At 69.9% G+C, this 24,683-nt stretch carries 28 protein-coding genes; 8 read left to right on the top strand and 20 right to left on the bottom strand.

Annotation, left to right across the window (positions count from 1 at the left end; all coding sequences use genetic code 11):
• Positions 1–82 precede the first annotated feature (82 nt).
• The 3 genes from ACTIE5_RS28565 to ACTIE5_RS28575 are packed head-to-tail and all read right to left on the bottom strand — an operon-like array spanning position 83 to position 2,703.
• Positions 83–820, bottom strand: coding sequence for a DsbA family oxidoreductase (locus tag ACTIE5_RS28565; RefSeq protein ID WP_439553142.1), 738 nt, complete (start codon positions 818–820; stop codon positions 83–85).
• Positions 821–832: 12 nt separating this feature from the next.
• Positions 833–1,996, bottom strand: a complete 1,164-nt coding sequence (locus tag ACTIE5_RS28570) for an aminotransferase (protein WP_439553143.1) — start codon at positions 1,994–1,996, stop codon at positions 833–835.
• Positions 1,993–2,703: a DNA-3-methyladenine glycosylase family protein gene (locus ACTIE5_RS28575; protein ID WP_439553144.1), complete on the bottom strand. Its 711-nt coding sequence runs from the start codon at positions 2,701–2,703 to the stop codon at positions 1,993–1,995. Before ACTIE5_RS28575 ends, ACTIE5_RS28570 begins: the two co-directional genes overlap by 4 nt.
• Before the next feature lie 244 nt (positions 2,704–2,947).
• On the opposite strand from ACTIE5_RS28575, the gene ACTIE5_RS28580 reads away from it, so the two are divergent.
• Complete coding sequence (locus ACTIE5_RS28580; protein ID WP_439553145.1) at positions 2,948–3,676, top strand: response regulator; 729 nt, start codon at positions 2,948–2,950, stop codon at positions 3,674–3,676.
• Positions 3,677–3,791: 115 nt separating this feature from the next.
• Positions 3,792–5,126, top strand: a complete 1,335-nt coding sequence (locus ACTIE5_RS28585; RefSeq protein WP_439553146.1) for an ATP-binding protein — start codon at positions 3,792–3,794, stop codon at positions 5,124–5,126.
• Between the two features lie 3 nt (positions 5,127–5,129).
• Here the strand turns inward: ACTIE5_RS28585 and ACTIE5_RS28590 are convergent, their stop codons facing one another.
• On the bottom strand, positions 5,130–5,333 hold the full coding sequence (locus ACTIE5_RS28590) for a hypothetical protein (protein WP_092962058.1): 204 nt from the start codon (positions 5,331–5,333) through the stop codon (positions 5,130–5,132).
• 378 nt (positions 5,334–5,711) lie between these two features.
• On the opposite strand from ACTIE5_RS28590, the gene ACTIE5_RS28595 reads away from it, so the two are divergent.
• Positions 5,712–6,503, top strand: coding sequence for a hypothetical protein (locus ACTIE5_RS28595; RefSeq protein WP_439553147.1), 792 nt, complete (start codon positions 5,712–5,714; stop codon positions 6,501–6,503).
• 45 nt (positions 6,504–6,548) lie between these two features.
• Here ACTIE5_RS28595 and ACTIE5_RS28600 read toward each other — a convergent pair whose 3' ends face one another.
• From ACTIE5_RS28600 to ACTIE5_RS28625, 6 genes are all read right to left on the bottom strand, one after another.
• A complete protein-coding gene (locus ACTIE5_RS28600; RefSeq protein WP_439553148.1) occupies positions 6,549–8,369 on the bottom strand; it encodes a DUF6492 family protein in 1,821 nt (606 codons plus the stop codon).
• Positions 8,370–8,430: 61 nt separating this feature from the next.
• On the bottom strand, positions 8,431–9,477 hold the full coding sequence (locus ACTIE5_RS28605) for an ABC transporter ATP-binding protein (RefSeq protein ID WP_439553149.1): 1,047 nt from the start codon (positions 9,475–9,477) through the stop codon (positions 8,431–8,433).
• A complete protein-coding gene (locus tag ACTIE5_RS28610; RefSeq protein ID WP_439553150.1) occupies positions 9,474–10,457 on the bottom strand; it encodes an ABC transporter ATP-binding protein in 984 nt (327 codons plus the stop codon). The genes ACTIE5_RS28605 and ACTIE5_RS28610 overlap by 4 nt, the downstream gene beginning before the upstream one ends.
• Positions 10,454–11,377 carry an ABC transporter permease gene (locus ACTIE5_RS28615; protein ID WP_439553151.1) on the bottom strand — a complete coding sequence of 308 codons (924 nt, stop codon included), beginning with the start codon at positions 11,375–11,377 and terminating at the stop codon, positions 10,454–10,456. Before ACTIE5_RS28615 ends, ACTIE5_RS28610 begins: the two co-directional genes overlap by 4 nt.
• Position 11,378: 1 nt before the next feature.
• Positions 11,379–12,350 (bottom strand): ABC transporter permease, encoded by a 972-nt coding sequence (locus tag ACTIE5_RS28620; RefSeq protein WP_439553152.1) that lies wholly within the window; start codon positions 12,348–12,350, stop codon positions 11,379–11,381.
• Positions 12,351–12,362: 12 nt separating this feature from the next.
• A complete protein-coding gene (locus tag ACTIE5_RS28625; protein WP_439553153.1) occupies positions 12,363–13,958 on the bottom strand; it encodes an ABC transporter substrate-binding protein in 1,596 nt (531 codons plus the stop codon).
• Between the two features lie 96 nt (positions 13,959–14,054).
• Here ACTIE5_RS28625 and ACTIE5_RS28630 point away from each other — a divergent pair, with 96 nt between their 5' ends.
• The gene (locus tag ACTIE5_RS28630; protein ID WP_439553154.1) at positions 14,055–15,635 is read left to right on the top strand and encodes an ABC transporter substrate-binding protein; all 1,581 of its coding nucleotides are present in this window, start codon (positions 14,055–14,057) and stop codon (positions 15,633–15,635) included.
• Positions 15,636–15,669: 34 nt separating this feature from the next.
• Here the strand turns inward: ACTIE5_RS28630 and ACTIE5_RS28635 are convergent, their stop codons facing one another.
• The 5 genes from ACTIE5_RS28635 to thiS all read right to left on the bottom strand — a co-directional run bounded on the left by ACTIE5_RS28635 (position 15,670) and on the right by thiS (position 19,485).
• Entirely contained in the window at positions 15,670–16,134 is a 465-nt protein-coding gene (locus ACTIE5_RS28635) for an Lrp/AsnC family transcriptional regulator (protein WP_439553155.1), read from the bottom strand.
• 86 nt (positions 16,135–16,220) lie between these two features.
• Positions 16,221–17,351 (bottom strand): type III PLP-dependent enzyme, encoded by a 1,131-nt coding sequence (locus ACTIE5_RS28640; protein ID WP_439553156.1) that lies wholly within the window; start codon positions 17,349–17,351, stop codon positions 16,221–16,223.
• Positions 17,352–18,005: 654 nt separating this feature from the next.
• A complete protein-coding gene (locus ACTIE5_RS28645; RefSeq protein WP_439553157.1) occupies positions 18,006–18,389 on the bottom strand; it encodes a hypothetical protein in 384 nt (127 codons plus the stop codon).
• An 87-nt stretch (positions 18,390–18,476) separates the two neighbouring features.
• Positions 18,477–19,271, bottom strand: a complete 795-nt coding sequence (locus tag ACTIE5_RS28650; RefSeq protein ID WP_439553158.1) for a thiazole synthase — start codon at positions 19,269–19,271, stop codon at positions 18,477–18,479.
• Between the two features lies 1 nt (position 19,272).
• Complete coding sequence (gene thiS, locus ACTIE5_RS28655) at positions 19,273–19,485, bottom strand: sulfur carrier protein ThiS (protein WP_439553159.1); 213 nt, start codon at positions 19,483–19,485, stop codon at positions 19,273–19,275.
• A 166-nt stretch (positions 19,486–19,651) separates the two neighbouring features.
• Between thiS and aroQ the strand changes: the two genes are divergently transcribed.
• From aroQ to aat, 4 genes are all read left to right on the top strand, one after another.
• Positions 19,652–20,107 carry a type II 3-dehydroquinate dehydratase gene (gene aroQ, locus ACTIE5_RS28660; protein WP_439553160.1) on the top strand — a complete coding sequence of 152 codons (456 nt, stop codon included), beginning with the start codon at positions 19,652–19,654 and terminating at the stop codon, positions 20,105–20,107.
• Entirely contained in the window at positions 20,108–20,569 is a 462-nt protein-coding gene (gene accB / locus ACTIE5_RS28665; protein WP_439553161.1) for an acetyl-CoA carboxylase biotin carboxyl carrier protein, read from the top strand.
• A gap of 81 nt (positions 20,570–20,650) precedes the next feature.
• A complete protein-coding gene (gene accC, locus ACTIE5_RS28670; RefSeq protein WP_439553162.1) occupies positions 20,651–21,994 on the top strand; it encodes an acetyl-CoA carboxylase biotin carboxylase subunit in 1,344 nt (447 codons plus the stop codon).
• A gap of 43 nt (positions 21,995–22,037) precedes the next feature.
• Entirely contained in the window at positions 22,038–22,721 is a 684-nt protein-coding gene (aat, locus tag ACTIE5_RS28675; protein WP_439553163.1) for a leucyl/phenylalanyl-tRNA--protein transferase, read from the top strand.
• On the opposite strand, the gene ACTIE5_RS28680 is transcribed toward aat, so the two are convergent.
• The 5 genes from ACTIE5_RS28680 to ACTIE5_RS28700 are packed head-to-tail and all read right to left on the bottom strand — an operon-like array spanning position 22,722 to position 24,651.
• Positions 22,722–23,120 carry a DUF805 domain-containing protein gene (locus ACTIE5_RS28680; protein WP_439553164.1) on the bottom strand — a complete coding sequence of 133 codons (399 nt, stop codon included), beginning with the start codon at positions 23,118–23,120 and terminating at the stop codon, positions 22,722–22,724.
• Positions 23,121–23,149: 29 nt separating this feature from the next.
• Positions 23,150–23,524, bottom strand: a complete 375-nt coding sequence (locus ACTIE5_RS28685; protein WP_439553165.1) for a DUF2155 domain-containing protein — start codon at positions 23,522–23,524, stop codon at positions 23,150–23,152.
• The gene (locus ACTIE5_RS28690) at positions 23,521–23,745 is read right to left on the bottom strand and encodes a hypothetical protein (protein WP_439553166.1); all 225 of its coding nucleotides are present in this window, start codon (positions 23,743–23,745) and stop codon (positions 23,521–23,523) included. Before ACTIE5_RS28690 ends, ACTIE5_RS28685 begins: the two co-directional genes overlap by 4 nt.
• Complete coding sequence (gene mlaD, locus ACTIE5_RS28695) at positions 23,742–24,266, bottom strand: outer membrane lipid asymmetry maintenance protein MlaD (RefSeq protein ID WP_439553167.1); 525 nt, start codon at positions 24,264–24,266, stop codon at positions 23,742–23,744. The genes ACTIE5_RS28690 and mlaD overlap by 4 nt, the downstream gene beginning before the upstream one ends.
• 28 nt (positions 24,267–24,294) lie before the next feature.
• Positions 24,295–24,651: an NADH:ubiquinone oxidoreductase subunit NDUFA12 gene (locus tag ACTIE5_RS28700; RefSeq protein ID WP_439553168.1), complete on the bottom strand. Its 357-nt coding sequence runs from the start codon at positions 24,649–24,651 to the stop codon at positions 24,295–24,297.
• Between the last annotated feature and the right edge of the window lie 32 nt (positions 24,652–24,683).

The raw sequence follows: 24,683 nt of genomic DNA on the forward strand, positions 1-24,683 counted from the left end.
AGGCTCCGCTCAATGGCGGGAGCCTAGCGCGCGATGGGTTGGCAAGGAATTCACGCGGGGCGTGACTTCGTGTCGCGGCGTTTCACGCGGCGCGGGCTGACAGGATCGCATGCGCGCGGCGGAACGCATCCGCCATGTTCGGGCCGGGCATGGCGCCGCTGAACAACAGGTGGCGCTCCATCAGGAAGCTCGGCACGCCATCCAGGCCGGCGCGGCGCGCGGCCATGTCCTCCGCCACCACCTCGGCCGCGCCCTCATCGGACGCCAGCATGGCGGCGACGCCGTCGAGGCCCGCTTCGGCCGCGACCGCCGCCAGGGTGGCGGCATCGCCGATGTCCCGGCCCTCGTTGAAATAGGCGCGGAACAGCGCCTCCACCACGGCGTCCTGGCAGCCCGCGGCCTCCGCCAGGCGGATGACGCGATGGGCGGCCACCGTGTTGGGGGTGCGGATCATGCGGTCGAAGCGGAAATCGAGGCCGACGACCTTCCCCGCTTCCACCAGCCGGGCATCCATCTGGCGGCTGCGCTCCAGCGACCCGAATTTCCGTTCGCGATAGGCGGCGCGCTCCACCCCTTCCACCGGCATGTCGGGATTGAGCTGGTAGGGGCGCCAGCGCACGGCGAAATGCAGGCCCTGGGCGCCGAGTTCGGCGAGGGCGGCTTCCATGTTGCGCTTGCCGATCCAGCACCAGGGGCAGATGGCGTCGGAGATGACGTCGATGGTCCCGGACGGCGCGGGGGTCAGGGCGACGGGCGCATCGGTGGAAGCGGCGGGGCCACAGCAATCGGGGGTGCAGACCTCGGGGGCATGCTCGGTCATGGCAACGGGTTCCTACAGGTTGGCGAGGCGGCCTGGCACCTGGGCCAGCACCTCCAGCCCCGCATTGGCGAAGGCCAGGCGGATATGGCGATCCTGCCCCGGTCCGAAGAAGGGGCCGGGCAGGCCCATCAGCCCCTGCTCGGCGGCCAGCCTTTCGGCGGAGGCCAGGGCATCCGGCGCGCCATCGGGCAGGCGGAGATAGGCGAAATAGGTGCCGATGGCATCCAGCCGCCAGCCCGGCAGCTGGGAGACGCCATCCCGGAAGGCCGCCGCGCGGTCCGCCATCAGCGCGCGGTTGCCGTCGCGCCACTCCCGCAGCGCGGGGATGGCCCAGCTCAGCGCCGTCTGGGCGGGCCTCGGCGGGCAGATCTGGAAGGTATCCAGCGCCTTGTCGAGTTCCGCCCGGAAGGCCGGCCCGCAGGCGATGGCGCCCAGGCGATGCCCGGGGATGCAGTAGGATTTGGAGAAGCTGTAGAGGTGGACCAGCACATCGCCCCAATCCGGGTCCTGGAACAAGGCGTGGGGCGGCGACTGGTCGGGGCGGAGGAAGTCCCGGTAGGTCTCGTCCAGCACCAGCATGGCGCCGCGGCGGCGGCAGAGATCGGCGAAGGCCTGGATGATCTCCGGCGGATAGACGGCGCCGGTCGGGTTGTTGGGGCTGACGAGGACCACCGCCTTCACCGGGCTGGCGGCCATGATGGCCTCCGCCATGCGCGGATTGGGCACGAAGCCGTCCTGCGGGCGGGTGGGCAGGGGCACGGCGCGCACGCCCTGCATGGTCAGCGCCATCTCATGGTTGAAGTACCAGGGGGTGGGGATCAGCACGCCCTCCCCCTCCGCCGCCAGCACGGCCATGGTCATCGCGAAGGCGAGATTGCAGCCGGCGGTGATGGCGACGTCGGCACCGGTGATGGGGGCGCCGTAGAAGCGGGCCATGTCGTCGGCCAGCGCATCGCGCAGCGCCATGTCCCCGGCGATGGGGCCGTAGCCCGCGCAGGCCGCGCTGCCGGCGGCCTCGCCCAGCTTCGCGAGGAGTTCGGGCGGCGGCGGGTAGCCCGGCACGGCCTGCGTCAGGTCCAGCGCCGGGCCGGCCTGGCCGGCATAGCGCGCGGCCCAGGCGCGGGCGGCGGGAATCGGTGGCGCGGCGGTCATGCGGATGCGGGCGGAGAGGCTCATGGCGCGACCGTGCCGCCGGCGGGGGCTAGCGGCAAGCCATCCTCGATCAGCGGCCGCCCCGTCACCTGGCGCCAATGGTGCCAGAGCAGCCGCGCCGCGAGCCCCCGCCATGGCTGCCAGCGGAGAGCATATTCGGCCAGCGCCTTGGGCTTCGGCCGCTCATCGAGCCCCTTCAGATGCACCACGCTGGCGGCCAGCGCGATGTCGCCACTCGGGAAGACATCGCGCCGGTCATGCGCGAACAGCAGGTGCACCTCCGCCGTCCAGCGACCCAGGCCGCGGATGGCGGAAAGGTGGGCGACCGCTTCCTCATCCCCCATGGCGCCGAGCGCATCGAGCCGCAGCGTGCCGTCGGCGCAGGCGGTGGCCAGGGACCGCGCATGGGCGGCCTTGGGGCGGGAGAGGCCGACGATGCCGCAGAGCGTCGCATCGTCCAGGGCCAGCAGCCCGGCGGGGTCCAGCGCGCCGGGGATGGCGGAAAGCCGCCCCCAGATGGCGCCCGCCGCCTGGTTGGAGATCTGCTGGCCGCAGATGGTGCGCAACAGCCCTGGAAACCCCGCGGGGCGGGACCGCCAGGGCAGCGGCCCGGCGGTGGCCTCGATGCGGGCCATGTCGGGGTCGATCGCCGCCAGCGCGGCAAGCCCCTCCCTCGCCCAAGCCGGCGGGTGGGGGAAGGCGGGCGGCGGGGATGGGAGGGAGTGGGCCATCCCCGCCGCCACTACACGACGCCACCCCGGTGAGCGAGGGGGTCGCCGCCGCGGCGGGAAGCCGGGGTGCCGCGGCGGGGGTGGCGTCGGCTGTCCCGAATATGCGCATGGCCAGGTTACGGGCGGAGGGGGCGGAAGGTCAGGAAGTGCAACGCTTCGTTGCGCCTGCCGCCCCCGTCACATACCGCAACATCCGGGCGCGGATGGCGCTTCGGTCGGCGTCCGCACGCGCTATGTTACAGCCATGGACGCCACCGCACCGCATATCCTGATCGTCGATGATGACCGCGAGATCCGGGAGCTTCTGACGAAGTTCCTGGAGAAGCAGTCGCTCCGCGTCACCGCCGCGCGCGATGCGCGGGAGGCGCGGAAGCTCTGGCCGCTCGGCCGGTACCACCTGGTGGTGCTGGACCTGATGATGCCGGGCGAATCGGGCCTCGACCTGGCGCGCTGGCTGCGCAGCCAGTCGGAAGTGCCGATCGTCATGCTGACGGCGATGGGGGAGGAGACGGACCGGATCGTCGGCCTGGAACTCGGCGCCGACGATTACGTCGCCAAGCCCTTCAACCCGCGGGAATTGCTGGCGCGCATCCGCGCCGTGCTGCGGCGCGCGACGGCGGACAGCAGCACGGGGCCTTCGCAGGAACCGCCGGCCAAGGTCATCCGCTTCTCCGGCTGGGTGCTGGAACCCGCGCGGCGGCGCCTGCTGAACCCGCAGGGGGTGGAGGTGCCGCTGACCGGCGGCGAATATGAATTGCTGATGGTGCTGGTGGAACGCCCGAACCGCGTGCTGACGCGGGACATGCTGATGGACCTGCTGCGCGGTCGCCAGGCAGGGCCCTTCGACCGGGCGATCGATGTCGCCGTCTCCCGCCTCCGCCGCAAGCTGGAGGATGACGGGCGCAATCCGCAGGTCATCAAGACCGTCCGCGGCGGGGGCTATGTGCTGGCCTCGACCGTCGAGCGCGGCTGAGAGGTTGTGCATTGATGTCCGACGGAACCGCATGCGCGGAAGGCAGGTCGATGTTCGCCGCGGACATTGATGCTCAACCTCGATCCTTTCGAAAGCACTGAGGGTGTTCCGCTGGATGCGCTGGCTGTGGCCGTGCAGCCTGGCCGGCCGCACTGCCGCGGTGCTGCTGCTGGGCCTGGTCCTGGTGCAGGTGGCCGGCCTGACCATCCATGCGCTGGACCGCGTGGATCTGCAGCGCCTGCAGCAGGGGCGGGAGATCTCCCAGCGCGTCTTCAGCGTCTGGCGCAGCCTGCTGCAATTGCCGCCCGACCGCCGCGCCGGGATGCTGGCGGATCTCGAACTGCCGCCGGGGCTGCGCGCCTCCTATGATTCGGAACCCGTGGCCCGCCACGGCTTCCCGCCCCCGCCCCCACCGCTGATCCGACTGTTCCGGCTGGATTCGATGATGGGCGCGCCGCCGCGCTTCCGGCCGCGGGAGGTCATCGCCTCCTTCGACCCGCGGCCGGACGTGCTGACCGTCAGCTTCCGCTTCCCGGATTATGGCTGGCTGAATCTGAAGCTCGAATTCCCGCCGCCCCGGCCCTGGCACTCCGAGCATTTCCTGCTCGCCTTCGTGCTGATGACGCTGGCGGCGGGGCTGCTGACCCTCTGGGCCGTGCGGCGGCTGACGCGCCCCGTGCGGTCCCTGGCGGAGGCCGCGAACCGACTCGGGCGGGACGTGAACGCGCCACCCCTGCCGGAGGACGGGCCGGCGGAGGTCGCGACCGCGGCCAAGGCCTTCAACACCATGGCGGAGCGCATCCGCCGCTATGTCGGCGACCGCACCCAGATGCTGGCCGCCATCGGGCACGATCTGAAGACGCCGATCACGCGCCTCAAGCTCCGCGCCGAATTCCTGGATGATGACGAGCAGCGGCGGAAGATGCTCGCCGACCTCGATGAGATGGAGGCGATGATCGCCGCCACCCTGGCCTTCGCGCGGGACGAATCGACCGGCGAGCCCTCCGTCCCCGTGGACCTCGCCTCCCTCTGCCGCACCGTGCTGGACGAGACGGCGGATGCGCGGCCGGATTTCACCGATGCCATCACCTATGAGGGGCCGGAACACCTGACCGTGATCGCCAGGCCGGGCGCGCTGAAGCGGGCGCTGGCGAACCTGGTGGGCAATGCCGTCGCCTATGGCGGCGCAGCGCGGCTGACGCTGGTGCCGCCCGCCGCCGGCCTTGTGCGGATCACGGTGGATGATGAAGGGCCGGGCGTGCCCGAATCGGAACTGGAGAACGTCTTCCAGCCCTTCCGCCGCCTGGAGACCAGCCGGAACCGGGAAACCGGCGGCACCGGACTCGGCCTGCCCATCGCGCGCAACATCCTGCGGGCGCATGGCGGGGATGTGGTGCTGAAGAACCGCCCGCGGGGCGGGTTGCAGGCGCTGGCTACCCTGCCTGTCTGACCGTCAGGGGCCGAACAGCCTCAGCGCGACCTCACCGGCCGCCATGCTGGCGGTCAGGCCGATCAGCGACCAGCGCATCGCCTCCCGCCAGGCGGGTTCCCGCACCGCGGGGCGGGCCAGGCGGCGGCCGCGCGGCGGCAGGGGGATGCGGAGATCGGCCGGGACAGCGCCGGCCGAAAGGCGGGGGTCAAGGGCGATGGTGCTCATGCGAGTAGGTGAACATAAAGGGAACATGACCGCAAGCCTGATGTTGGGGTTCTGTTCTTCCAACGTCTCCAGCCCGGCCCCGGCTCCCTGCGGGACCGCACCGGCATCCCTGTCGAGCGCCATGATCACCGCACCCCGCGAGTCGCGCCGAATCCCTTGCTTGGCAGGCGGACCGATCCGCCCTCGCACCCGGCGTCGTCGCGGAATCCTGTGGCCGGATCGTTACGCTGTTGTGTCCGCGCCTCGCCATCGGATTGCAGGCACGGCAAGGTCCGCTGCCCCGCTGCCGCCATGCAGGCACCCCGGAACCGCCATCCGGGAAAGCTCTTGTCCTGGGGCCGCCGGCACCGGAACATGGCCGGGAGGAAGGAGCGCCTGATGTCCGTACCCCCTGGGTCCCCCCTGTTCCGTCGCCTGCTGGTCCTGCGCCTGGCCAGCCTGGGTGGCGCGGCGGCCTTGCCGGGCGTTGCGATGGCGCAGGGCGCCAAATCCGGCGGCGGCGGCAACCCCAATCCCGGTGCCAGCCCGGGCACCCCCAACCAGGGCAGCCCCAATCCGGGGAGTGGCGGCAAGGGTGGCGGTGCCAGCCCGCCGCCCGCCCGCAGCGGCCTGACCGATAGCGACCCCGGCGACGAACCCGGCAATGGCCGTGGCGGCAGTCGCCCCAATGCCGGTGCCTCCGACAGCGATCCCTCGGACCCGCCCGGCCAGGGCCGCGGCGGCAGCCGCCCCAATGCTGGTGCCTCCGACAGCGATCCCTCGGACCCGCCCGGCCAGGGCCGCGGCGGCAGCCGCCCCAATGCCGGTGCCTCCGACAGCGATCCCTCGGACCCGCCCGGCCGGGGCCGCGGCGGCAACCGCCCGCCGACCGGTGCCTCCGACAGCGATCCGTCAGACCCGCCCGGCCAGGGCCGTGGCGGCAACCGTCAGGGCAGCACAGGCGTCACGGACAGCGACCCGAACGACCCGCCCAATGGCGGGCGCGGCGGTGGCAACCGCCCGGCCCAGAAGGGCGCGAGCGGCCCGACCGACACGGACCCGAACGACCCGCCCGGCCGTGGGCGCGGCGGCAGCCGGCCGCCGGCCTCCGGCGTGTCCGACAGCGATCCGTCGGACCCGCCTGGCCGGGGCCGCGGCACCGCGCGGGAGCCGCAGCAGAAGCGGACCTGACGCCGGGCCCTGACGCCGGGAGGGGGGCTGCCCCCCGGCTGTCCGCTACACCCAGATCGTCGCCAGGCGCCGCGCCTCCACCAGCGCGGCCTCTGGGCCCTCCAGCGCCAGCTCGGACAGGCCCGTCGCCATCCTTTCGCGGAATTCCTCCGGCCAGTTGCAGGACGGGATATCCCCATCGAAGCCGCGCTTCGCATCCAGCTTGAAGGGCCACAGCGACGGGTCGGCGAAGGCATCGGCGGGGCGGTCCAGCACGCGCGCCGCCTTCGGCACGAAGGCCACCACGTTAAAGCCGTGCGACAGGAAATGGCCGCGCGTCAGGTCGAAGCCCGCCGCCAGCAGCGCATACATCAGCGCGCCCAGGTTCCAGCCCGGATTGACCTTGCCCGCCGTGATGCGGGACCGCAGCGGCGGCACCACCACCGCGAGCCAGCCATCATCCTTCAGGTGGCGGCGGCAGCGATCCAGGAACAGGCCGGGATTGCGCGCGTTCTGCAGCACATGCGACGCCCAGATGCCGTCCAGCGGCGCATCCGGCTCATACTGCTCATAGGGCAGGTTGAGGGCGCGCATCCCGCGGGGTTCCAGGATCGGCGCCAGGCGGTCGGGCCAGAAGCGCCCCTCGATCAGCGCCTCCACATGCTTGCCGAGCAGCGCCATCACCAGGGTGGACCCGCCGCGATAGCAGCCGAGGTCGAGCACCCGCGGCCCGACCAGCCCGGCGAAGACCTTCAGGATGTCCATCGTCTCCCGCCCCGTGCGGAAGCCGGGCATCAGCAGGGCATCGACGGGATCGACCAGCACGGCGGGCGGGGCGGCGGGAGCGGCCAAGGGCTCGGCGGCGGGCGGGGCGGCGGGCGCCTGCTCCTCGGCCCCATCCTCCCGCCCATCCGGCGCTTCCTCCACCCCCGGCGGCAGGATGCCGTCGGAGAGGATGGCGTTGCCTTCCTCCGTCGTGCCGGTCAGGCCGAAGCCCTGCCAGAGGCCGGTCACGATATCCTTCAGCGCCGGCGTCACATCCCGCGTCTTGCGGTGGATGGCCAGCCAATGGACATGCGGCAGGCCGGTCTGCGCCACCAGGCGCCGCAGCGGGCGATCGGGATCATCGAATTTATGCGGCCAGAGGCCGGTGGCGATGATCGGGGCGTGAAGGTCGTAGAGCCCGTCCAGCCCCTGCGCGACCAGCCAGGCGTGATAGAGCGCGAATTCGAAGAAATCGCCCCGCGTCTCGAACAGCGTGGCCAGGTTCTCGCCCCGCCGGTCCAGTTCCTCCAGCAGCGAAAGGACCTGCGCCGTGACCAGCGGATAGGGGGTGGTGACATTGGCGACATCGGCCGGCCAGGCATCCTCCGCCACCCCGAAATAGCGCAGGCAGGCTTCGGGGACGGACCAGCGCCGCCTGGCCGGCACGATCAGCCGGCCTTCCGGCGTCCGGTACGCCGCCTTGCCGGTGGGGCGGATCAGGTGGTTCTTGCTGTCGATGGAGATGCTGAGGGGCGATTGCACCAGGCGGCAGGCGGCCAGCTTCAGCGCCTGCTGGCGCCGCCAGCCGCGGCGGGATTTCGAGATGCCGGGCAGCAGGTCATCGGCCCGCACCACATCCACCCTCGCCGCCAGATCGCCGTAGAGGGGGCGGATTTCGGCCTCGAACCGCTGGTCGAAGGCGGTACTGTCATTGTCGTTGTTGACGACGATGATGCGGCCGATGTCGCCGGCCTGGTGATACAGGGCGAAGCTGCGCGCCTGTAGGCGGAGCAGCGGCAGGTCGCCCAGGAAGCTGACCACGACATAGTCGATCGGGGCATCGCCCAGCGCGTCGCCGGATGCGTCGCCGGTGGGGGGGAGGATGTCGGCAGGGATGCTCATGCGCCCTTGATCCTCCAACCGCCCCCCTTCACGCAAGCGTCCCGGGGTGCGACGGGATGGTTCAGGCCGCGTCGTTCAGGTGGCAGGCGCTGCGGTGCAGGCTGTCCACCGTCTTCAGCTTCGGCACCTCCACCTTGCAGCGGTCGAAGGCCAGCGGGCAGCGGGGGTGGAAATGGCAGCCGGAGGGCGGGTTGAGGGGGGACGGAATCTCCCCCTTCACCGTCGCGAAGGCGCGCTTGCGGTTGCCGATGCGGGGCACGCTGTCGAGCAGGCTGCGGGTATAGGGGTGGTTGGCCGCAGTGAAGACGCGCTCCGTCGGCGCTTCTTCCACCACGCGGCCGAGATACATGATGACGACGCGGTCGCTGAGGTGTTCCACCACGCCGAGGTCATGGCTGATGAAGAGGTAGGTGAGGTCCAGTTCGCGCCTGAGGCGCATGAACAGGTTCAGGATCTGCGCCTGGATCGAGACATCGAGGGCCGCGACCGCTTCGTCGCAGACGATGAATTCCGGCTGCACGGCCAGCGCGCGGGCGATGCCGATGCGCTGGCGCTGGCCGCCGGAGAACTGGTGCGGGTAGCGGCGCTTGAAGGCGGGATCGAGCCCCGCGCGGCGCATCTGTTCATCGACATACTCGTCGAAGCCGCCGCGCTTGATCAGGCCATGGACCTGCGGGGCCTCCCCAACGATGTCCGCCACCTTCATGCGCGGGTTCAGGCTGGCATAGGGATCCTGGAAGATCATCTGCCGGCGCAGCTTGGCGGTGCGCGCCGCATCGCCCTGCAGGCCCGCGACATCCTGCCCGTTCCAGAAGACCTGGCCCTCCGACTGCGGGAGGATGCCGGCCACGATGCGGCCGAGCGTCGATTTGCCGCAGCCGGATTCGCCGACCAGGCCGACGACCTCCCCCTTGCGGACGCGAAGGTCGACGCCGTCCACGGCGTGGACGATCTCCTCCCGCACATCGGCGCCAAGCTTGCGGGCCAGTTTGGCCGCGATGTCGAGCTTCTTCGAGAAGCGGCGCGAGACGCCCTTCAACTCGATCATCGGCACTTCGGTGTCGGTGAAGGTCCGGGTGGCGTAGATCTGCTCGTCGGTCGCGCTCATGCCGCGGCAGACTCCTCGCGGTGCGGGTGGTGGCAGCGGGCGAAGCGCGCGGGCAGCCATTCGTGCAGTTCGGGCCGCTGCACGCAATCCGCCTGGGCGCGCGGGCAGCGGGCGCGGAAGGAACAGCCTTCCGGCAGGTTGAGCAGCGAGGGCGTCATGCCGGGAATCTGGCGCAGCGGTTCGCCCCGCTTGTTGCGCGACGGCACGGAGCCGATCAGGCCATGGGTGTAGGGATGCAGCGGCGTGTCCAGCACTTCGCCCACATCGCCGTATTCGACGACCTTGCCCGCGTACATCACCGCGATGTCGTCGGCGAGGCCGGCGACGACGGAGAGGTCATGCGTGATCCAGATCATCGCCGTGCCGGTATTGGCGCAGAGCTTCTGCACCTCCGCCAGGATCTGCCCCTGGATGGTGACATCGAGCGCGGTGGTCGGTTCATCCGCCACGATCAAATCGGGGCGGTGCAGCAGGGCGATGGCGATGGCGACGCGCTGGCGCATGCCGCCGGAGAATTGGTGGGGGTAGGATTTCAGCCGTTCATCCGGGGACGGGATGCCGACCATGCCGAGAGCATCGCGGGCGCGGGCACGGGCTTCGTCGTCGCTGACCTTCTCATGCGCCTGCACCGTCTCGATCATCTGCGTATCGATGCGCAGGACCGGGTTCAGCGTCATCATCGGGTCCTGGAAGATCATGGCGATGCGGTTGCCGCGGAGGTGGCGCATCTCCTCCTCCGACAGCGTTGCAAGATCCTTCCCCTGGAACAGGATGCTCCCGGAGACGATGCGCCCGGGCGCATCGACCAGCCCCATGATGGAGAAGCCGGTCACGGTCTTGCCGGACCCGGATTCACCGACCAGCCCCAGCACCTGCCCGCGCCGGACGGTGAAGGAGACGTCGTCCACCGCGCGCACGACGCCGGCGCGGGTGAAGAAGTGGGTGCAGAGGTTCCGGACCTCGAGCGTGGGCGCCGTCATTTCTTCAGCCTCGGGTTCAGCACGTCCCGCAACTGGTCGCCGACCAGGTTGATGGAGACGATGGTCACGAGCAGCGCGATGCCGGGGTAGAAGCTGATCCAATATTTGCCGGACAGCATGTATTCGTACCCGTTCGCGATCAGCAGGCCGAGCGAGGGTTCGGTGATGGGCACGCCGAGGCCGAGGAAGGACAGGGTGGCTTCGAGGGCGATGGCGCGGGCCACCTGCATGGTGCCGATGACGATCAGCGGCGGCAGGCAGTTCGGCAGCAGGTGGCCGAACAGGATGCGACGCTTCGGCAGCGCCAGGCATTCCGCGGCCTCGATGTATTCGCGCCGGCGTTCCACCAGCGCGGTGCCGCGCACGGTGCGGGCGTAATAGGCCCATTCCACCACGACGATCGCGATGACGACGTTGGTGATCGACTTGCCGAGGAAGGCCAGGATCATCAGCGCGACGAGGATGGAGGGGAAGGAAAGCTGCAGGTCGACGACGCGCATGATGGCGCTGTCCGTCTTGCCGCCGGCATAGGCCGCCAGCAGGCCGAGCGAAGCGCCGACCATGCAGGCGATGAAGGCGGAACCGGCGCCCACCGTGAGGGAGATGCGCAGCCCGTACATGATGCCGGACAGCATATCCCGCCCCTGGTCATCCGTGCCCAGGTAGAAGGTCGTCTCGCCGTCGCCGGATTTCGAACCAGGCTCCAGCCGCCCATCCATGATGTCCAGCACCGCCAGGTCATAGGGGTTCTGGGGGGAGATGAAGGGCGCCAGGATCGCGACGACCGCGATGATGGTGAAGACCACCAGCCCGAACATCGCCAGCTTCGATTCCGCGAATTCGGAGACGAAGCGCTGGAAGGGGGTCTCGACCTTATCCTTCGCCGGCGTGACCGGCGGTGTCTCGACAGCCGCACTCATCTCACTTGCCTTCCAGCCGGACGCGCGGATCGAGCACCGAATAGGTGAGGTCCACGATCAGGTTGATGGTGATGAACATCAGCACGATGATCATCAGGTAGGCGACGATCACGGGCCGGTCGAGCACGTTGATGCTGTCGATGATCAGCTTGCCCATGCCGGGCCAGGCGAAGATCGATTCCGTGACGACGGAGAAGGCGATGGTGCTGCCGAATTCCAGCCCCGTCACGGTGACGACCGGGATCAGGATGTTCTTAAAGACGTGCACGAAGGTGACGCGGAAGGGGGAAAGCCCCTTGGCGCGCGCGAACTTCACGTAGTCCATCAGCATCGTCTCCCGCACTCCCGCGCGGGTCAGGCGGATGACGAGGCTGATCTTGAAGAGCGCGAGGTTCAGCGCCGGCATCGCCATATGGGCCAGGCCGTCCAGGGTGAAGAAGGACCAGCGGGTGCCGAGGATCTCGACCGTGTCGCCGCGCCCGGTGGAGGGCAGCCAGCCCAGCTGGACCGCGAAGACCATGATGAGCATCAGCCCGACCCAGAAGGTCGGCAGCGAGAAGCCGAGGATCGACCCCGCCATGATGGCCTTGGAGCCCACGCTGTTCGGCCGCAGCCCGGCATAGAGGCCGAGCGGCAGGCCGATCACGATGGCGCCGATGGTGGCGGCCAGCGCCAGTTCCAGCGTCGCCGGCATGCGCTGCATGATCAGCGTCAGCGCGGGTTCGTTGAACACGAAGGACCGGCCGAGGTCGCCCTGCAGCGCCTTGCCCAGGAAGATCCCGTATTGCTGCCACAGCGGCAGGTCGAGGCCGAGCGCCTTGATGGCGCGTTCCCGCTCCATCTGGTCCGCGTCCGGGCTGATCAGGATCTCGACGGGGTCGCCGATGGCGAAGACGCCGACGAAGACGATCAGCGACATGGCCAGGACGACGCCGACGGCCTGGATCAGCCGGCGGAGGAGATAGACGCTCATGCCCCGCCGTCCCTAGCGGGCGGCTGCCGGGCGCACATCCTGCGCCCGGGTGAGTTCGTCGACGCGCGCGGTATGCGTCAGGCCGCGCCGCATCGCCCAGATGTTGGTCTGGATGTGCAGCGGGATCACGGCCACGTCCTCATGCGCCATGCGCTGCGCGCGGATCAGGATCTGCTCCCGCTTCGGCTCGTCCAGCTCGACCAGCGCCTGGCTCAGCAGGCTGTCCACTTCCGGGTTGGAATAGCGGCCGCGGTTGGAGGCACCCCAGCCGCGTTCGCTGCTGACGGTGGCCATGATGTTGCGCAGCGGATGGCTGCCATCGGGGTTGGAGCCCCAGCCGATGAGGTGCGCGGAGTATTCGGCCCGCGCGGCGCGGTTGACGAAGATGGACCAGGTCTGCGCTTCCACCGTGGTGCGCACGCCGATTCGCGTCCACATCGCGCCGATCGCCTGCGCGATGCGGGCATCGTTGATGTAGCGGTCGTTCGGGCTGTTCAGCTGGATGCGGAAGCCGTTGGGGTAGCCGGCCTCCGCCAGCAGGCGGCGCGCGCCATCGGGATCGAAGGCCGGCGCCGGCACATCGGCCACATGGCTGAAGGTGCCCGGCGGCAGGAACTGGCCGGACGGCGTCGCCGCCCCTTCCATGACGCGGCTCGTGATCGCGCTGCGGTCGATGGCCATCGACAGCGCACGGCGCACGCGCACGTCCTTCAGCGGGTTCCGCCCGAGCGGCCGGCCGTCATTATCCGTGATGTGGGGCGAATTCTCCCCGGCCGCGCGCAGGTGATCGAGGCCGAGGAAGATCAGGCGCAGGCCCACCGTCTCCGACAGCGCCAGGCGCTGGTCGGCGCGCAGCCGCGCCAGATCCGTCGTCGGCACCTGGTCGATGAAGTCGAGGTCGCCCGACAGCAGCGACGCGGTGCGCGACGCGTCATTGGTGATCATGCGGTAGGAGACGCGCTGGAAGCCCGGCGCATTGCCCCAGTAGGTCGCGTTGCGCTCGAACTCGATCCGGTCGCCGCTGCGGTGGGATTGTACGCGGAAGGGGCCGGTGCCGATCGCCATGGTGCCCGCGTTGAACTGCTCCGTCGTCGCCGTCGCATGCGTCTCCGCATCCAGGATGCGGACATTCGTCATGTCGAGCGGCAGCAACGGATAGGGCGATGCGGTGTGGAAGCGGATCGTCAGCGGATCGACGATCTCCATCCGCACGATCGGCCTTGCGTAGGCGGCATAGGAGGACGGGCTGTTCGGCACATTCGGCAGTCGCTGGATCGTGAAGACCACGTCCTCCGCCGTGAAGGGATTGCCGTTGTGGAAGCGCACGCCGGGCCGCAGCTTGAATTCCCAGACCGTCGGGCCGACCGCGCGCCATTCCGTCGCCAGCCCGGGGATGTTCCGCGCGGCGGCATCGGTATCGATCAGCTTCTCGAAGATCATGTCGCTGACGGCGTTGTTCGGCGACAGCTGGTGGTAATGCGGGTCGAGCGACGTGACCGGCGATCCGACGCCGATCGTCAGCGTCTGCGCGGTCGCCCCCACCGCCCCGAACGCGATTGCCGAAACGCCAGCCAACGCGGCTGTCCGGATGCTGTATCGCATCGTCATTCTCCCCGGTCCCAGACTACCCATCTCGTGTAGCAGCGTGCCACAGGTGAGGCTAGGTTGAAGCCCGGAACCTGAATCCGGGAGAAAAAACCTGCCATGAGACACAACCTCCCCCGTCCCGCCGGGCTGGCGACGCTCGCTCTGCTGCTCGCTTCCCCTGCCTTCGCCCAGAACCTCACCATCGGCATCGGCGGGTCGCCGACCTCGCTCGACCCGCATTTCTACAATGCCTCCCCCAATATCAGCCTGACGATGCACCTGTTCGACCGCCTGGTGGAACAGGATGCGCAGGCGCGCATCCAGCCGGCGCTGGCCGAGAGCTGGCGCGCGATTTCCGACACCACCTGGGAATTCAAGCTGCGCCCCGGCGTGAAGTGGCATGACGGCCGCGCCTTCACCGCGGATGACGTGGCCTTCACGATCGGCCGCGCGCCCAACGTGCCGAACAGCCCGGGCGGCTTCGGCGGCTTCGTGCGCGCCATCACGCGGACGGAGGTGGTGGACCCGCTGACCATCCGCTTCCACACCGCGGCCCCGCATCCGCTGCTGCCGACGGAGCTCGCCTCCATCCAGATCATCTCCCGCCATGTCGGAGAGGGCGCAGCGACGGAGGACTACAACAGCGGCCGCGCCGCCATCGGCACCGGCCCCTATCGCATCGGCACCTACCGCCCCGGCGACCGCACCGAATTCACCCGCAACCCGGATTACTGGCGGGGCGCGGAGCCCTGGGGCCGCGTCTCCTACCGCTTCATCGCCAATGACGCGGCGCGCACCGCGGGGATCCTGGCAGGCGACCTCGATGTGATCGACCAGGTGCCAAGTTCCGACATCGCGCGGCTGCGGCAGAACCAGCGCGTCTCGATCTCGGAGATCCAGGGCCTGCGCCTGATCTATCTGATGACCGATTTCTCCCGCACCGATGGCCCGCCGGTCCATGTCTCCGACAATGAGGGCCGGCCCCTGCCCCGCAACCCGATGCTGGATGCCCGGGTGCGCCGCGCGCTGTCCGTTGCCCTCGACCGGGAGGCTCTGTCGGAGCGCGTGATGGAGGGCACGGCGCGCCCCACCGGCCAGTGGCTCCCGCCGGGGTCCTATTCCTACAACCCCGCCGTGGTCGCGCCGCGGCCCGACCCGGAGGGTGCGCGTCGCCTGCTGGCGGAAGCGGGTTTCCCGCAGGGCTTCCGCCTGACGCTGCACACGCCGAATGACCGCTACCCCAATGACGCCCGCACCGCCCAGGCGGTGGCGCAGATGTGGACGCGCATCGGCGTGCGCACCCAGGTCGAATCGCTGCCCTGGGCCGCCTATGCCGCCCGCACCGCGCGGCAGGAACACAATGCCCGCCTGGCCGGCTGGGGCAGCGTGACCGGGGAGGCCAGCTACATGCTGGTCAACATCTTCGGCACCTTCGACCGGGAAAAGCGCACCGGCGCCTCCAACAACTCCCGCTACTCCAACCCGGAGCTGGACGCGCTGACGGCCCGCGCCACCGCGACGCTGGACGATGCGGCGCGCGAACGCCTGCTGCAGGAAGCGGTCGCGATGGTGGACCGGGAGACGGCGATGATCCCGCTGTTCCAGCTCGTGAACTTCTGGGCGACGCGCCGCGGCATCGTCTACGAACCGCGGATGGATGAGCGGACCGTCGCGATGGGCGCGCGGCCGGCAAACTGAGGATGGGTGGCGGGGGGGCTCGCTGCCGCCCCGCCTATTCCTCCTGCGCCGCCGCCACCGGCAGGATCGCCGTCTCCTTCGGGCTGGCCAGGGCCAGGATCGTTTCCGTCCGCTCCACGCCCGGCTGGCCGCGCACTTCCTCCGACACGAAGGCTTCCAGCGCGGCGATGTCTGCCAGGCGCAGCTTCACCAGGTAGCACCAGGCGCCGGTGACGGTGTGGCATTCCAGCACCGCCTCATGCCGCTTCATGGCGCGGAGGAAGGTGGCGTCGTCCTTCCCCGGCCGCATGGCGACGAAGACGAAGGCCAGCAGGGGGCAGCCGGCGGCCACGGGATCCAGGTCGATCCGCCAGCCGCGGATCACTCCCCTCTCCTCCAGCCGCTTCACGCGCTCCGCGGTGGCGGAGACGGACAGGCCGGCGGCCTTGGACAGTTCAGCCAGCCCCGCCGCGCCGTTCTCCTGCAGCGCGACGACCAGGTTGCGATCGATCTCATCCATGGCGGCAGGTTAGCGCGGACGCCCGCAAAAAAGAAACGGCGGCCTTTCGGCCGCCGTTCCGTTACGCGCGCTGGTCGCGCGGGCGTTCAGATGTAGTGTTCCGCCAGCGGCTTGAAGCCGTTGAAGGCCTGGCTGGCATAGGTGGTGACATAGGCGCCGGTGGCGATCAGCTCCACGCGGTCGCCGCAATCCAGCGCCAGCGGCAGGCGGTAGTTGGACTTCTCGTACAGCGTGTCCGTGCTGTCGCAGGTCGGGCCGGCGATCGTCACGGGGCCTTCAGCGCCGCCGTCATGGGGCGTGCGGAAGGCGTAGCGGATGGCCTCGCCCTCCGTCTCCGCCAGGCCGCCGAAGCGCCCGATGTCGAGGTAGACCCAGCGGACCGGATCATCCTCCCCCTTGCGGGAGACGAGGACGACCTCGGAGGACACCACGCCGGCATCGCCCACCATGAAGCGGCCGGGCTCGATCACCATCTCCGGCAGGGCGTTGCCGAAATGCTCGGCCATGGCGCCCATGATGGCGTCGCCGAAGGCGTCGATCTCCGGCACCTCGGCGCGGTAGCGCACGGGGTAGCCGCCGCCGAGGTTGACCATGCGCAGGTTCACGCCGGCCTCGCGCAGGTCGGTGAACAGCATGGCCACGCGGGCGATCGCCGCCTGGTAGGCGCCGGTCTGCGTCTGCTGGGAGCCGACATGGAAGGAGATGCCATAGGGGTCCATGCCCCATGCGGCGGCCTTGACCATGAGGTCCTTCGCCATGCCCATCTCGCACCCGAATTTGCGGGAGAGCGGCCATTCGGCGCCCTTGTTCTCCACGAGGATGCGGCAATAGACGCGGGCGCCCGGGGCGTGCTGGGCGAGCTTCTTCAGCTCCGGCTCGCTGTCGAAGGCGAACATGGTGACGCCGGCCGCATGGGCGGCCTTGATGGCGGAGACCTTCTTGACGGTATTGCCGAAGGAGATGTCGGCCGGGCGCGCACCGGCGGCCAGGCAGGCCTCGATCTCTTCCCAGGAGGCCGCGTCGAAGGAGGAGCCGAGCGAGGTCAGCCGGTCCAGGATCGGGGCGGCCGGGTTCGCCTTCACCGCGTAGTAGACGCGGGCGAGCGGCATGGCGGCCATCAGGCGGCGGAAATTCTGCTCGACGCGGTCCACATCCAGCACGAGGCAGGGGGTGGCGGGCGCGTGGTCGCGCAGGTACTCGGCGATCTTTGGGTTCATCGCGCCCAAACTCCCCAAACGGCGGGGGCGGCCCTGCGGGGCGGCCCCAGATTGACGAAACGGTCGAACGAACCAGCGACCAAGTGGAACCGGCGGGGTGAGCCGCCGGGGTTGCCAGAACGCTTGACGTCGTTGCGTTAACCTTGCGCCGCGGTGACCCTGGATGTGCGACGGCGCCCGTCACCCTTTTGGGGCTTCGGCCGCATCACTCTTCCTGGGTTCCGTGGGCCTGGGGCCTTCGGCACGTGCGTACTGCGTCTGGGGCGGCATATAGGCCCCCCCTCCCCCGCTGGAAAGCGGTTTTTCGCCCCTGGCCGTTTTTTTTCCGCGGGGCCGGTTAAGGCGCCGGAAACACCGCCTGTCCGCCCCCCGGGGGGGCCGGGATGGCTCCTGGAAACCGCTGACTTCCCGCGCGATTCAGCCGGAACGGCGAGTCGCACCCCAGGCAAAGCCTGGGTTTGGCGCCGCCAGCGCCCAGCAAGATCCTGCCGCAAGGCGAAATGTTTCTAATATGTTCTATGCGTCGCCGCGACGGGCGCGACCGTCACCGCACCCATCCACCGGCCCGAAGGCCGGCGGAGGCGCGGGCCGGCCCGCGATGATCGACTGACAATGCCGAACCGGCTCAATCCTGCTGGTGGCTGGAACGCCGCGTCAGCTCGCCTGCAGCCCGCCATTCGTCACGGTGATGCGGCTGGCGCGGCAGACATTCACGCCGCGGATCTCCGCCGTCCGGCCATTCGCCCAGACCACGCGGAAATCATAGTTGCCCGTATTGGCCGCGCGGTAGGACACCTGCCGGCCCGGGGGCAGCACGCTCTGGCCCAGCTGGTCTGCGCCCCAGCCGCCCTGGCTGGAATGGCTGAAATACAGCCGCTCCACCGTCGCACCGGAATTGTTCGCCACGACGAAGCTGGTGTCGCAAGCCTGCGCCAACGGCCGCTGCACCACGACCACCTGCTGGGGCTGCTGGGGCGTGCAGGCGCCGAGCATAAGGGCCGCGCCTGCCAGCAGACCCACTGCGCCACGACGAATCATCAACCACACCTCCCGAGGACATTCCCATCCAACGGGATAAATCTAGATCGTGACGGAACCGTCACACAAGCCGGGCACGAATCGAGTTCAGGCGATGAGCCCGCTGGTGGGGGAGGACGGATCGGCCGCCGGCGACCGCGGCATCCGCCCGGCCAGGAAGGCATCACGCCCCGCCTCCACCGCCGCCTTCATGGCGCGCGCCATGCGGACGGGGTCGCGGGCATGGGCGATGGCGCTGTTCAGCAGCACCGCGTCGCAGCCCAGTTCCATGGCCAGCGCCGCGTCGCTCGCCGTGCCGATGCCGGCATCGACCAGCACCGGCACCTTGGATTGCGCGATGATCGCCCGGATCATGAAGGGGTTCGCCACGCCGAGGCCGGAGCCGATCGGCGCGCCCAGCGGCATGATGGCGACGCAGCCCATCTCCTCCAGCCGCTTCGCGGCCACGGGATCGTCGGCGCAATAGACCATCACCTCGAACCCATCCTTGATGAGGGCCTCGGCGGCTTCGAAGGTGGCGCGCATGTCGGGGTAGAGGAAGGGTGGCGGGCCCAGGACCTCCAGCTTCACCAGGTTCCAGCCCCCGGCCTCCCGCGCCAGGCGCAGCGTGCGGACCGCGTCCTGCGCGGTGAAGCAGCCGGCCGTGTTGGGCAGGTAGGTGTAGCGATCGGGGGGGACGAAATCCTGCAGCATGGGCTGGGATGCGTCGGAGAGGTTCACGCGCCGCACCGCGACCGTCACCATCTCCGCGCCCGATGCCTCGATGGAGGCCGCGGTCTCCTCCAGGCTCTTGTAGCGCCCGGTGCCGACGACGAGTCGCGAGCGGAAGCGCCGGCCGGCGACGGTCCAGCCCTCATCGGTCGCGGGGGTGATGCCGTCCATGTCAGCCGCCTCCGATGAAATGCACGATCTCAAGCCTGTCCCCGGCGCCGAGTCGCGTGGTCGTCCAGGCGGAACGCGGCACGATCTCCAGGTTCCGCTCCACCGCCACCTTGGGGGCGGCGAGGCCGATGAGATGCAGCAGGTCATGCACCGAGGCACCTTCCGGCACCTGGCGCGCTTCGCCGTTCACCTCGATGGATATGGTCGCCGTCATGGGGCGGAACATGGCGGGCGGCGGGGGGCGGGACAAGATGATGCCGGCGCGGGTCAGCCATATGGCGCGCGCCCACAACCCGGGCGCGTGCTTGCCCGGCGCGGAGACACCGTGCTAGGCGCACCCTTCCCTGCGACCCGCTCGCGACAACCGGGACATCCCTCACTTGACCCCGCCGATGATCGCCGTGCTGAACGGTCCGAACCTGAACCTGCTCGGCACCCGCCAGCCGGAGATCTATGGCGCCGAGACGCTGGACGACGTGGAGGCGCTCTGCGCCGAGACGGCGGAGCTGCTCGGCCTCGCCATCGATTTCCGCCAGACCAACGGGGAAGGCGAACTCGTCACCTGGGTGCAGGAATGCCGCGGCCGCGCCGCCGGCATCATCATCAACCCCGCCGCCTACAGCCACACCTCCATCGCCCTGATGGATGCGCTGAAGGCCGTGGACCTTCCCATCGTGGAGGTCCACATCTCCAACATCCACCGCCGGGAGGAATTCCGGCACCTGAGCTACGTGTCCAAGGTGGCCACGGGCGTCATCGCGGGCCTCGGCATCCGAGGCTACGCGCTGGCGCTGCGCGCCATGGCGGATATCGTCGCCGCAGAAGGAGAGCCCTGAATGTCGGGCGTCCAATTCGACCCCTCGGCGATCCGCGAACTCGCGAAGATCCTGCGGGAAACCGACCTGACCGAGATAGAGCTGGTCGAGAAGGACAGCCGCATCCGGGTCGCGCGCCAGATCACTGTGCAGCAGGTCGCGACCGTGGCAGCCGGCCCGGCCGCGGCCCCCGTCGCCGCCGTGGCCGCCCCGGTCGCCGCGCCGGCGCCCATCAGCGATGCCGCGCATCCCGGTGCCGTCACCTCCCCCATGGTCGGTGTCGCCTACCTGGCGCCGGAGCCGGGCGCCGCGCCCTTCATCACGGTCGGTGGCCGCGTGGCGCAGGGCCAGACGGTGCTGCTGATCGAGGCCATGAAGACCTTCAACCAGATTCGCGCGCCCCGTGCCGGCGTCGTGACGCGGATCCTGATCGAGAGCGGGTCGCCGGTCGAATACGGCGAACCCATGCTCATCATCGAGTGAGCCGTCCGATGACTGGAAGGCCGCAGGCCTGGAGGTCTGAATCGGCCGGCCAAACGCCGCGCAGCGGCGGGGAGTAATATCATGTTCGGCAAGGTCCTGATCGCGAACCGGGGCGAGATCGCGCTCCGCGTCCATCGCGCCTGCCAGGAGATGGGCATCCGCACCGTCGCCGTGCATTCCACGGCCGACAGCACGGCCATGCATGTGCGCCTGGCGGATGAGAGCGTCTGCATCGGCCCGCCCTCGGCCCGCGACAGCTACCTGAACATGGCGGCGATCCTGTCGGCCGCCGCCATCACCGGCGCGGACGCCATTCACCCCGGCTACGGCTTCCTGTCCGAGAACGCGAATTTCGCGGAGATGGTGGAGGCCCACGGCCTCGCCTTCATCGGCCCGACGGCCGCGCATATCCGCATGATGGGCGACAAGATCGCGGCCAAGGATGCGATGCGCTCCCTCGGCGTTCCCCTCGTCCCCGGCAGCCTCGGCGCGCTGGAGAGCTTCGAGGAAGCCCGCGCGGTGGCGGATGAGATCAAGTACCCCGTCCTCATCAAGGCCGCTGCCGGTGGTGGTGGGCGCGGCATGAAGGTGGCGCGCAGCGAGGATGAGCTGGAGGAAGCCTGGCGCGTCGCGCGCACGGAATCCAAGGCCGCCTTCGGCGATGACAGCGTCTACATGGAGAAGTACCTCGACCGCCCGCGGCATATCGAGCTGCAGGTGATGGCGGACATGCACGGCAATGTCGTGCATTTCGGGGAGCGTGACTGCTCCCTCCAGCGCCGCCACCAGAAGCTGGTCGAGGAAGCCGGCAGCCCCGTGCTGACGGCGGCGGAACGCGATGCGCTGGGCGCGCAGGTCACGAAGGGCCTGAAGCAGCTGGGCTACCGCAATGCCGGCACGCTGGAATTCCTGTGGCAGGACGGCCAGTTCGCCTTCATCGAGATGAATACCCGCCTGCAGGTCGAGCATCCCGTGACGGAGATGGTCTGCAACGTGGACCTGGTGAAGGAACAGCTGCGCGTCGCCGCCGGCGAACCGCTGGGCTACACGCAGGAGGATATCCGCTTCTCCGGCCACGCCATCGAATGCCGCATCACGGCGGAGGACCCCGAGACCTTCGCCCCCAACCCCGGCCGGGTGGACATGTACCACGCGCCGGGCGGGCTCGGCGTTCGCGTCGATAGCGCGCTCTATTCCGGCTACACCGTGCCGCCGCATTACGACAGCCTGGTCGCCAAGCTGGTCGTGCACGGGCAGACGCGGGCGGAGGCGATCGCGCGGCTCAAGCGGTCGCTGGACGAGATGGTCGTCAGCGGCATCAAGACCACCCTGCCGCTGCACCAGCGCATCGTGGCGGACCCGGAGTTCCAGGCCGGCGACTATACGATCCACTGGCTGGAGAAGTTCGTCAGCCGGGGTCACTGAGACATTCCTCGCCCTGGACGCCCAGGGCGGGTAGGATGGGCCGGTGAGCCGAAGACAGTTCGACATCACCCCTGAACTGATGCTCCGCGCCTATCGCGCGGGGCTGTTCCCGATGGCGGAGACGCGCCGGGGCGACCGGCTCTATTGGCTGGATCCCGAGATGCGCGGCGTGCTGCCGCTGGACCGGTTCCATCTGTCCCGGCGCCTGGCGCGGACGGTGCTGGCGGGCGACTACCTCATCACCTCCAACCGCGATTTCGGCGGCGTCATCGCGGGCTGCGCGGCGCCGGCGGAGGGGCGGGAGGACACCTGGATCAACCCGGAGATCGAGCGCCTGTTCAGCGCCCTGCACCGCATGGGCCACGCCCATTCGGTGGAGGCCTGGGCCCCGGCGGAGGGTGGGCCGAAGCTGGTCGGCGGCCTCTACGGCGTGGCGCTCGGCGGTGCCTTCTTCGGGGAGAGCATGTTCTCCCGCGCGCGGGATGCCTCCAAGGTCGCGCTGGTGCACCTTGTGGCGCGGCTGCGGCTGTTCGGATTCACGCTGCTGGACAGCCAGTTCCAGACCACCCACCTGACGCAGTTCGGCTGCACGGAGATCCCCCGCCAGGCCTATAAGCGCCTGTTGTCGGAAGCGGTGGAGGAACAGGTGCGCTGGGACGACGAACCCGACCCGGCGGCGGTGGAGGCCGAGGTGCGGCGCCTGCGGGACGCCAGCCGCGGCGACTAGCTACCGGTTCACCGGCCAGGGGCGCTGGCCCGGCGGCAGGGCGGTGCCGCCCGCGCGGGGGTCGGGGCCGAAGCGGTTCGGGCCGGTTTCGCCATGCTGACAGTACCAGATCAGCAGGATGATCCAGCCGATCAGCGGCACGAGGAACAGCAGCTGCCACCAGCCGCTGCGGCCATCATCATGCAGCCGCCGCGCGGTGACGGCGATGGAGGGGATCAGCAGGGCCACCGTCAGCACGGCGCCCAGGATGCCGCCCGTCGCGGCATCGTCGATGATGCCGGCGATGACCTGGGCCAGCATGGTGAACAGGACGAAGAACCAGAACTCCGACCGCCGCGCCCGGCCGGCGAAGGTCGCGTAGTTGCGGAACGCGCTGGCGACGGCATCGGGGAAGTTCATGCGCGCTCCATCCTGGCCGGGGGGCCGCCTCAACTCGGGCGGCATTCCATGATGCGGATGTCGTAGACCGGGTGTTCCAGCATGTTCACGCCGGGGGCTTCCGCGAACATCCAGCCGCGGAAGACCGCCGCGCCATTGGCGGGGGCGCGGCTGTCCGTGATCTCCAGCCAGGCGGCGGCGTCCGGCACCTCATCCGGCGGGCGGGCGTTGCAGGACCGCACGGTGATGGTGAGGCTGCCGAAGCGCTCCGGCTGGTTCAGCGTGGCGCGCAGCGTGGTGACGCGCGCCGTCACCTTGTCCAGCGCCTGGAGGACGGCGATGCGCTGCGGCCGCCATTCCTGGGCGGCGGCCGGCATTGCCAGGCCGCAGGCGAACAGAAGGGCCAGCGCCAGGGGCCGGATCATGCCGCGCGCTTCGGGCTGGGCAGGGCGGCGACCATCTCGGCCAGGATGCGCCGCATGGCGGCTTCGTCCACGCCCATCAGCACCGCATCCTCGAAAGCGTCGCGCAGCACCTGCGCGGCTTCCCGGTGGTTCTCCGCCAGCACCTTCAGCTTCTCCCGGCACGACAGCGGGGCGCCATCGGCGCCCGGCCAGGCGGCGGGCGGTTCGAGCGGCGTGGTCATGGCCGGGGCGTGGCGGCGCCTTCCGGTGCCTGTGCCCCAGGGGACTGGGCGCCCGGGGAGGAGGAGGAGCCCTGGGTCATGGAGAAGATGAAGCGGCCCAGCAGGCTTTCCAGGCTGATGGCGGATTGGGTGATGGTGATCTCCCCCCCGTCCCGCAGCATCCGTTCGGACCCGCCCGGCACCAGGGAGACGAAGCGCCCGCCCAGCAGGCCCTCGCTCGCGATCTCCGCCGAGCTGTCGGAGGGGATGCGCAGGCTGCCATCGATGCGCATGGTCAGCACGGCCAGGAAGCTCTGCGGATCGATCCGCTGGCCGGTGATGGAGCCCACCTTCACGCCCGCGATCCGCACATCCGCCCCGGGGGCGAGGCCGTCGATGCGGTCGAACTTGGCGGTCAGCGTCAGCGCCGGGCCGGACATGGTGGTCCGTCCGCTATTGGTGACGGCGAACAGGAGGAAGCCGGCCGAGACCAGCAGCACCACGGCGCCGGCCAGGACCTCGGCGATCGAACGGCCCTTCATGCGAAGGCGCCCTGCATGCGGTCCCGCATCAGGTGCCGGGGGTCCAGGCCTCGTAGTCGCCGGCCGTGACCGCGCGGCGACCGCCGGCATAATCGTGCCCGGCGGGGCGATAGGCATTGGCCGTGCCGGTCTGGTTGGGCTGGTGGTCCAGCATCCAGGCGTGGCGCTTCTCCTCAGGCAGCGGCGCGGGCGAGGTATGGTGCAGCCAGCCATGCCATTCCGGCGGTACCTTGGTGGCTTCCGCCGCACCGGCGAACAGCACCCAGCGGCGCTTGCGGCCATAGCCGCGGTAATCGGCCTTCGATTCGTAATAGGCGTTGCCGAAGCGGTCCGTGCCGATCTTGCGGCCGGACAGGGCGGAAGTGAGGCGCAGCAGCACCGACATCGGGGATCCTCGCAGCGGCCCAAGGGAGGACG

This window comes from Falsiroseomonas sp., from assembly GCF_051859025.1.
Classification (GTDB): Bacteria; Pseudomonadota; Alphaproteobacteria; order Acetobacterales; family Acetobacteraceae; genus Falsiroseomonas.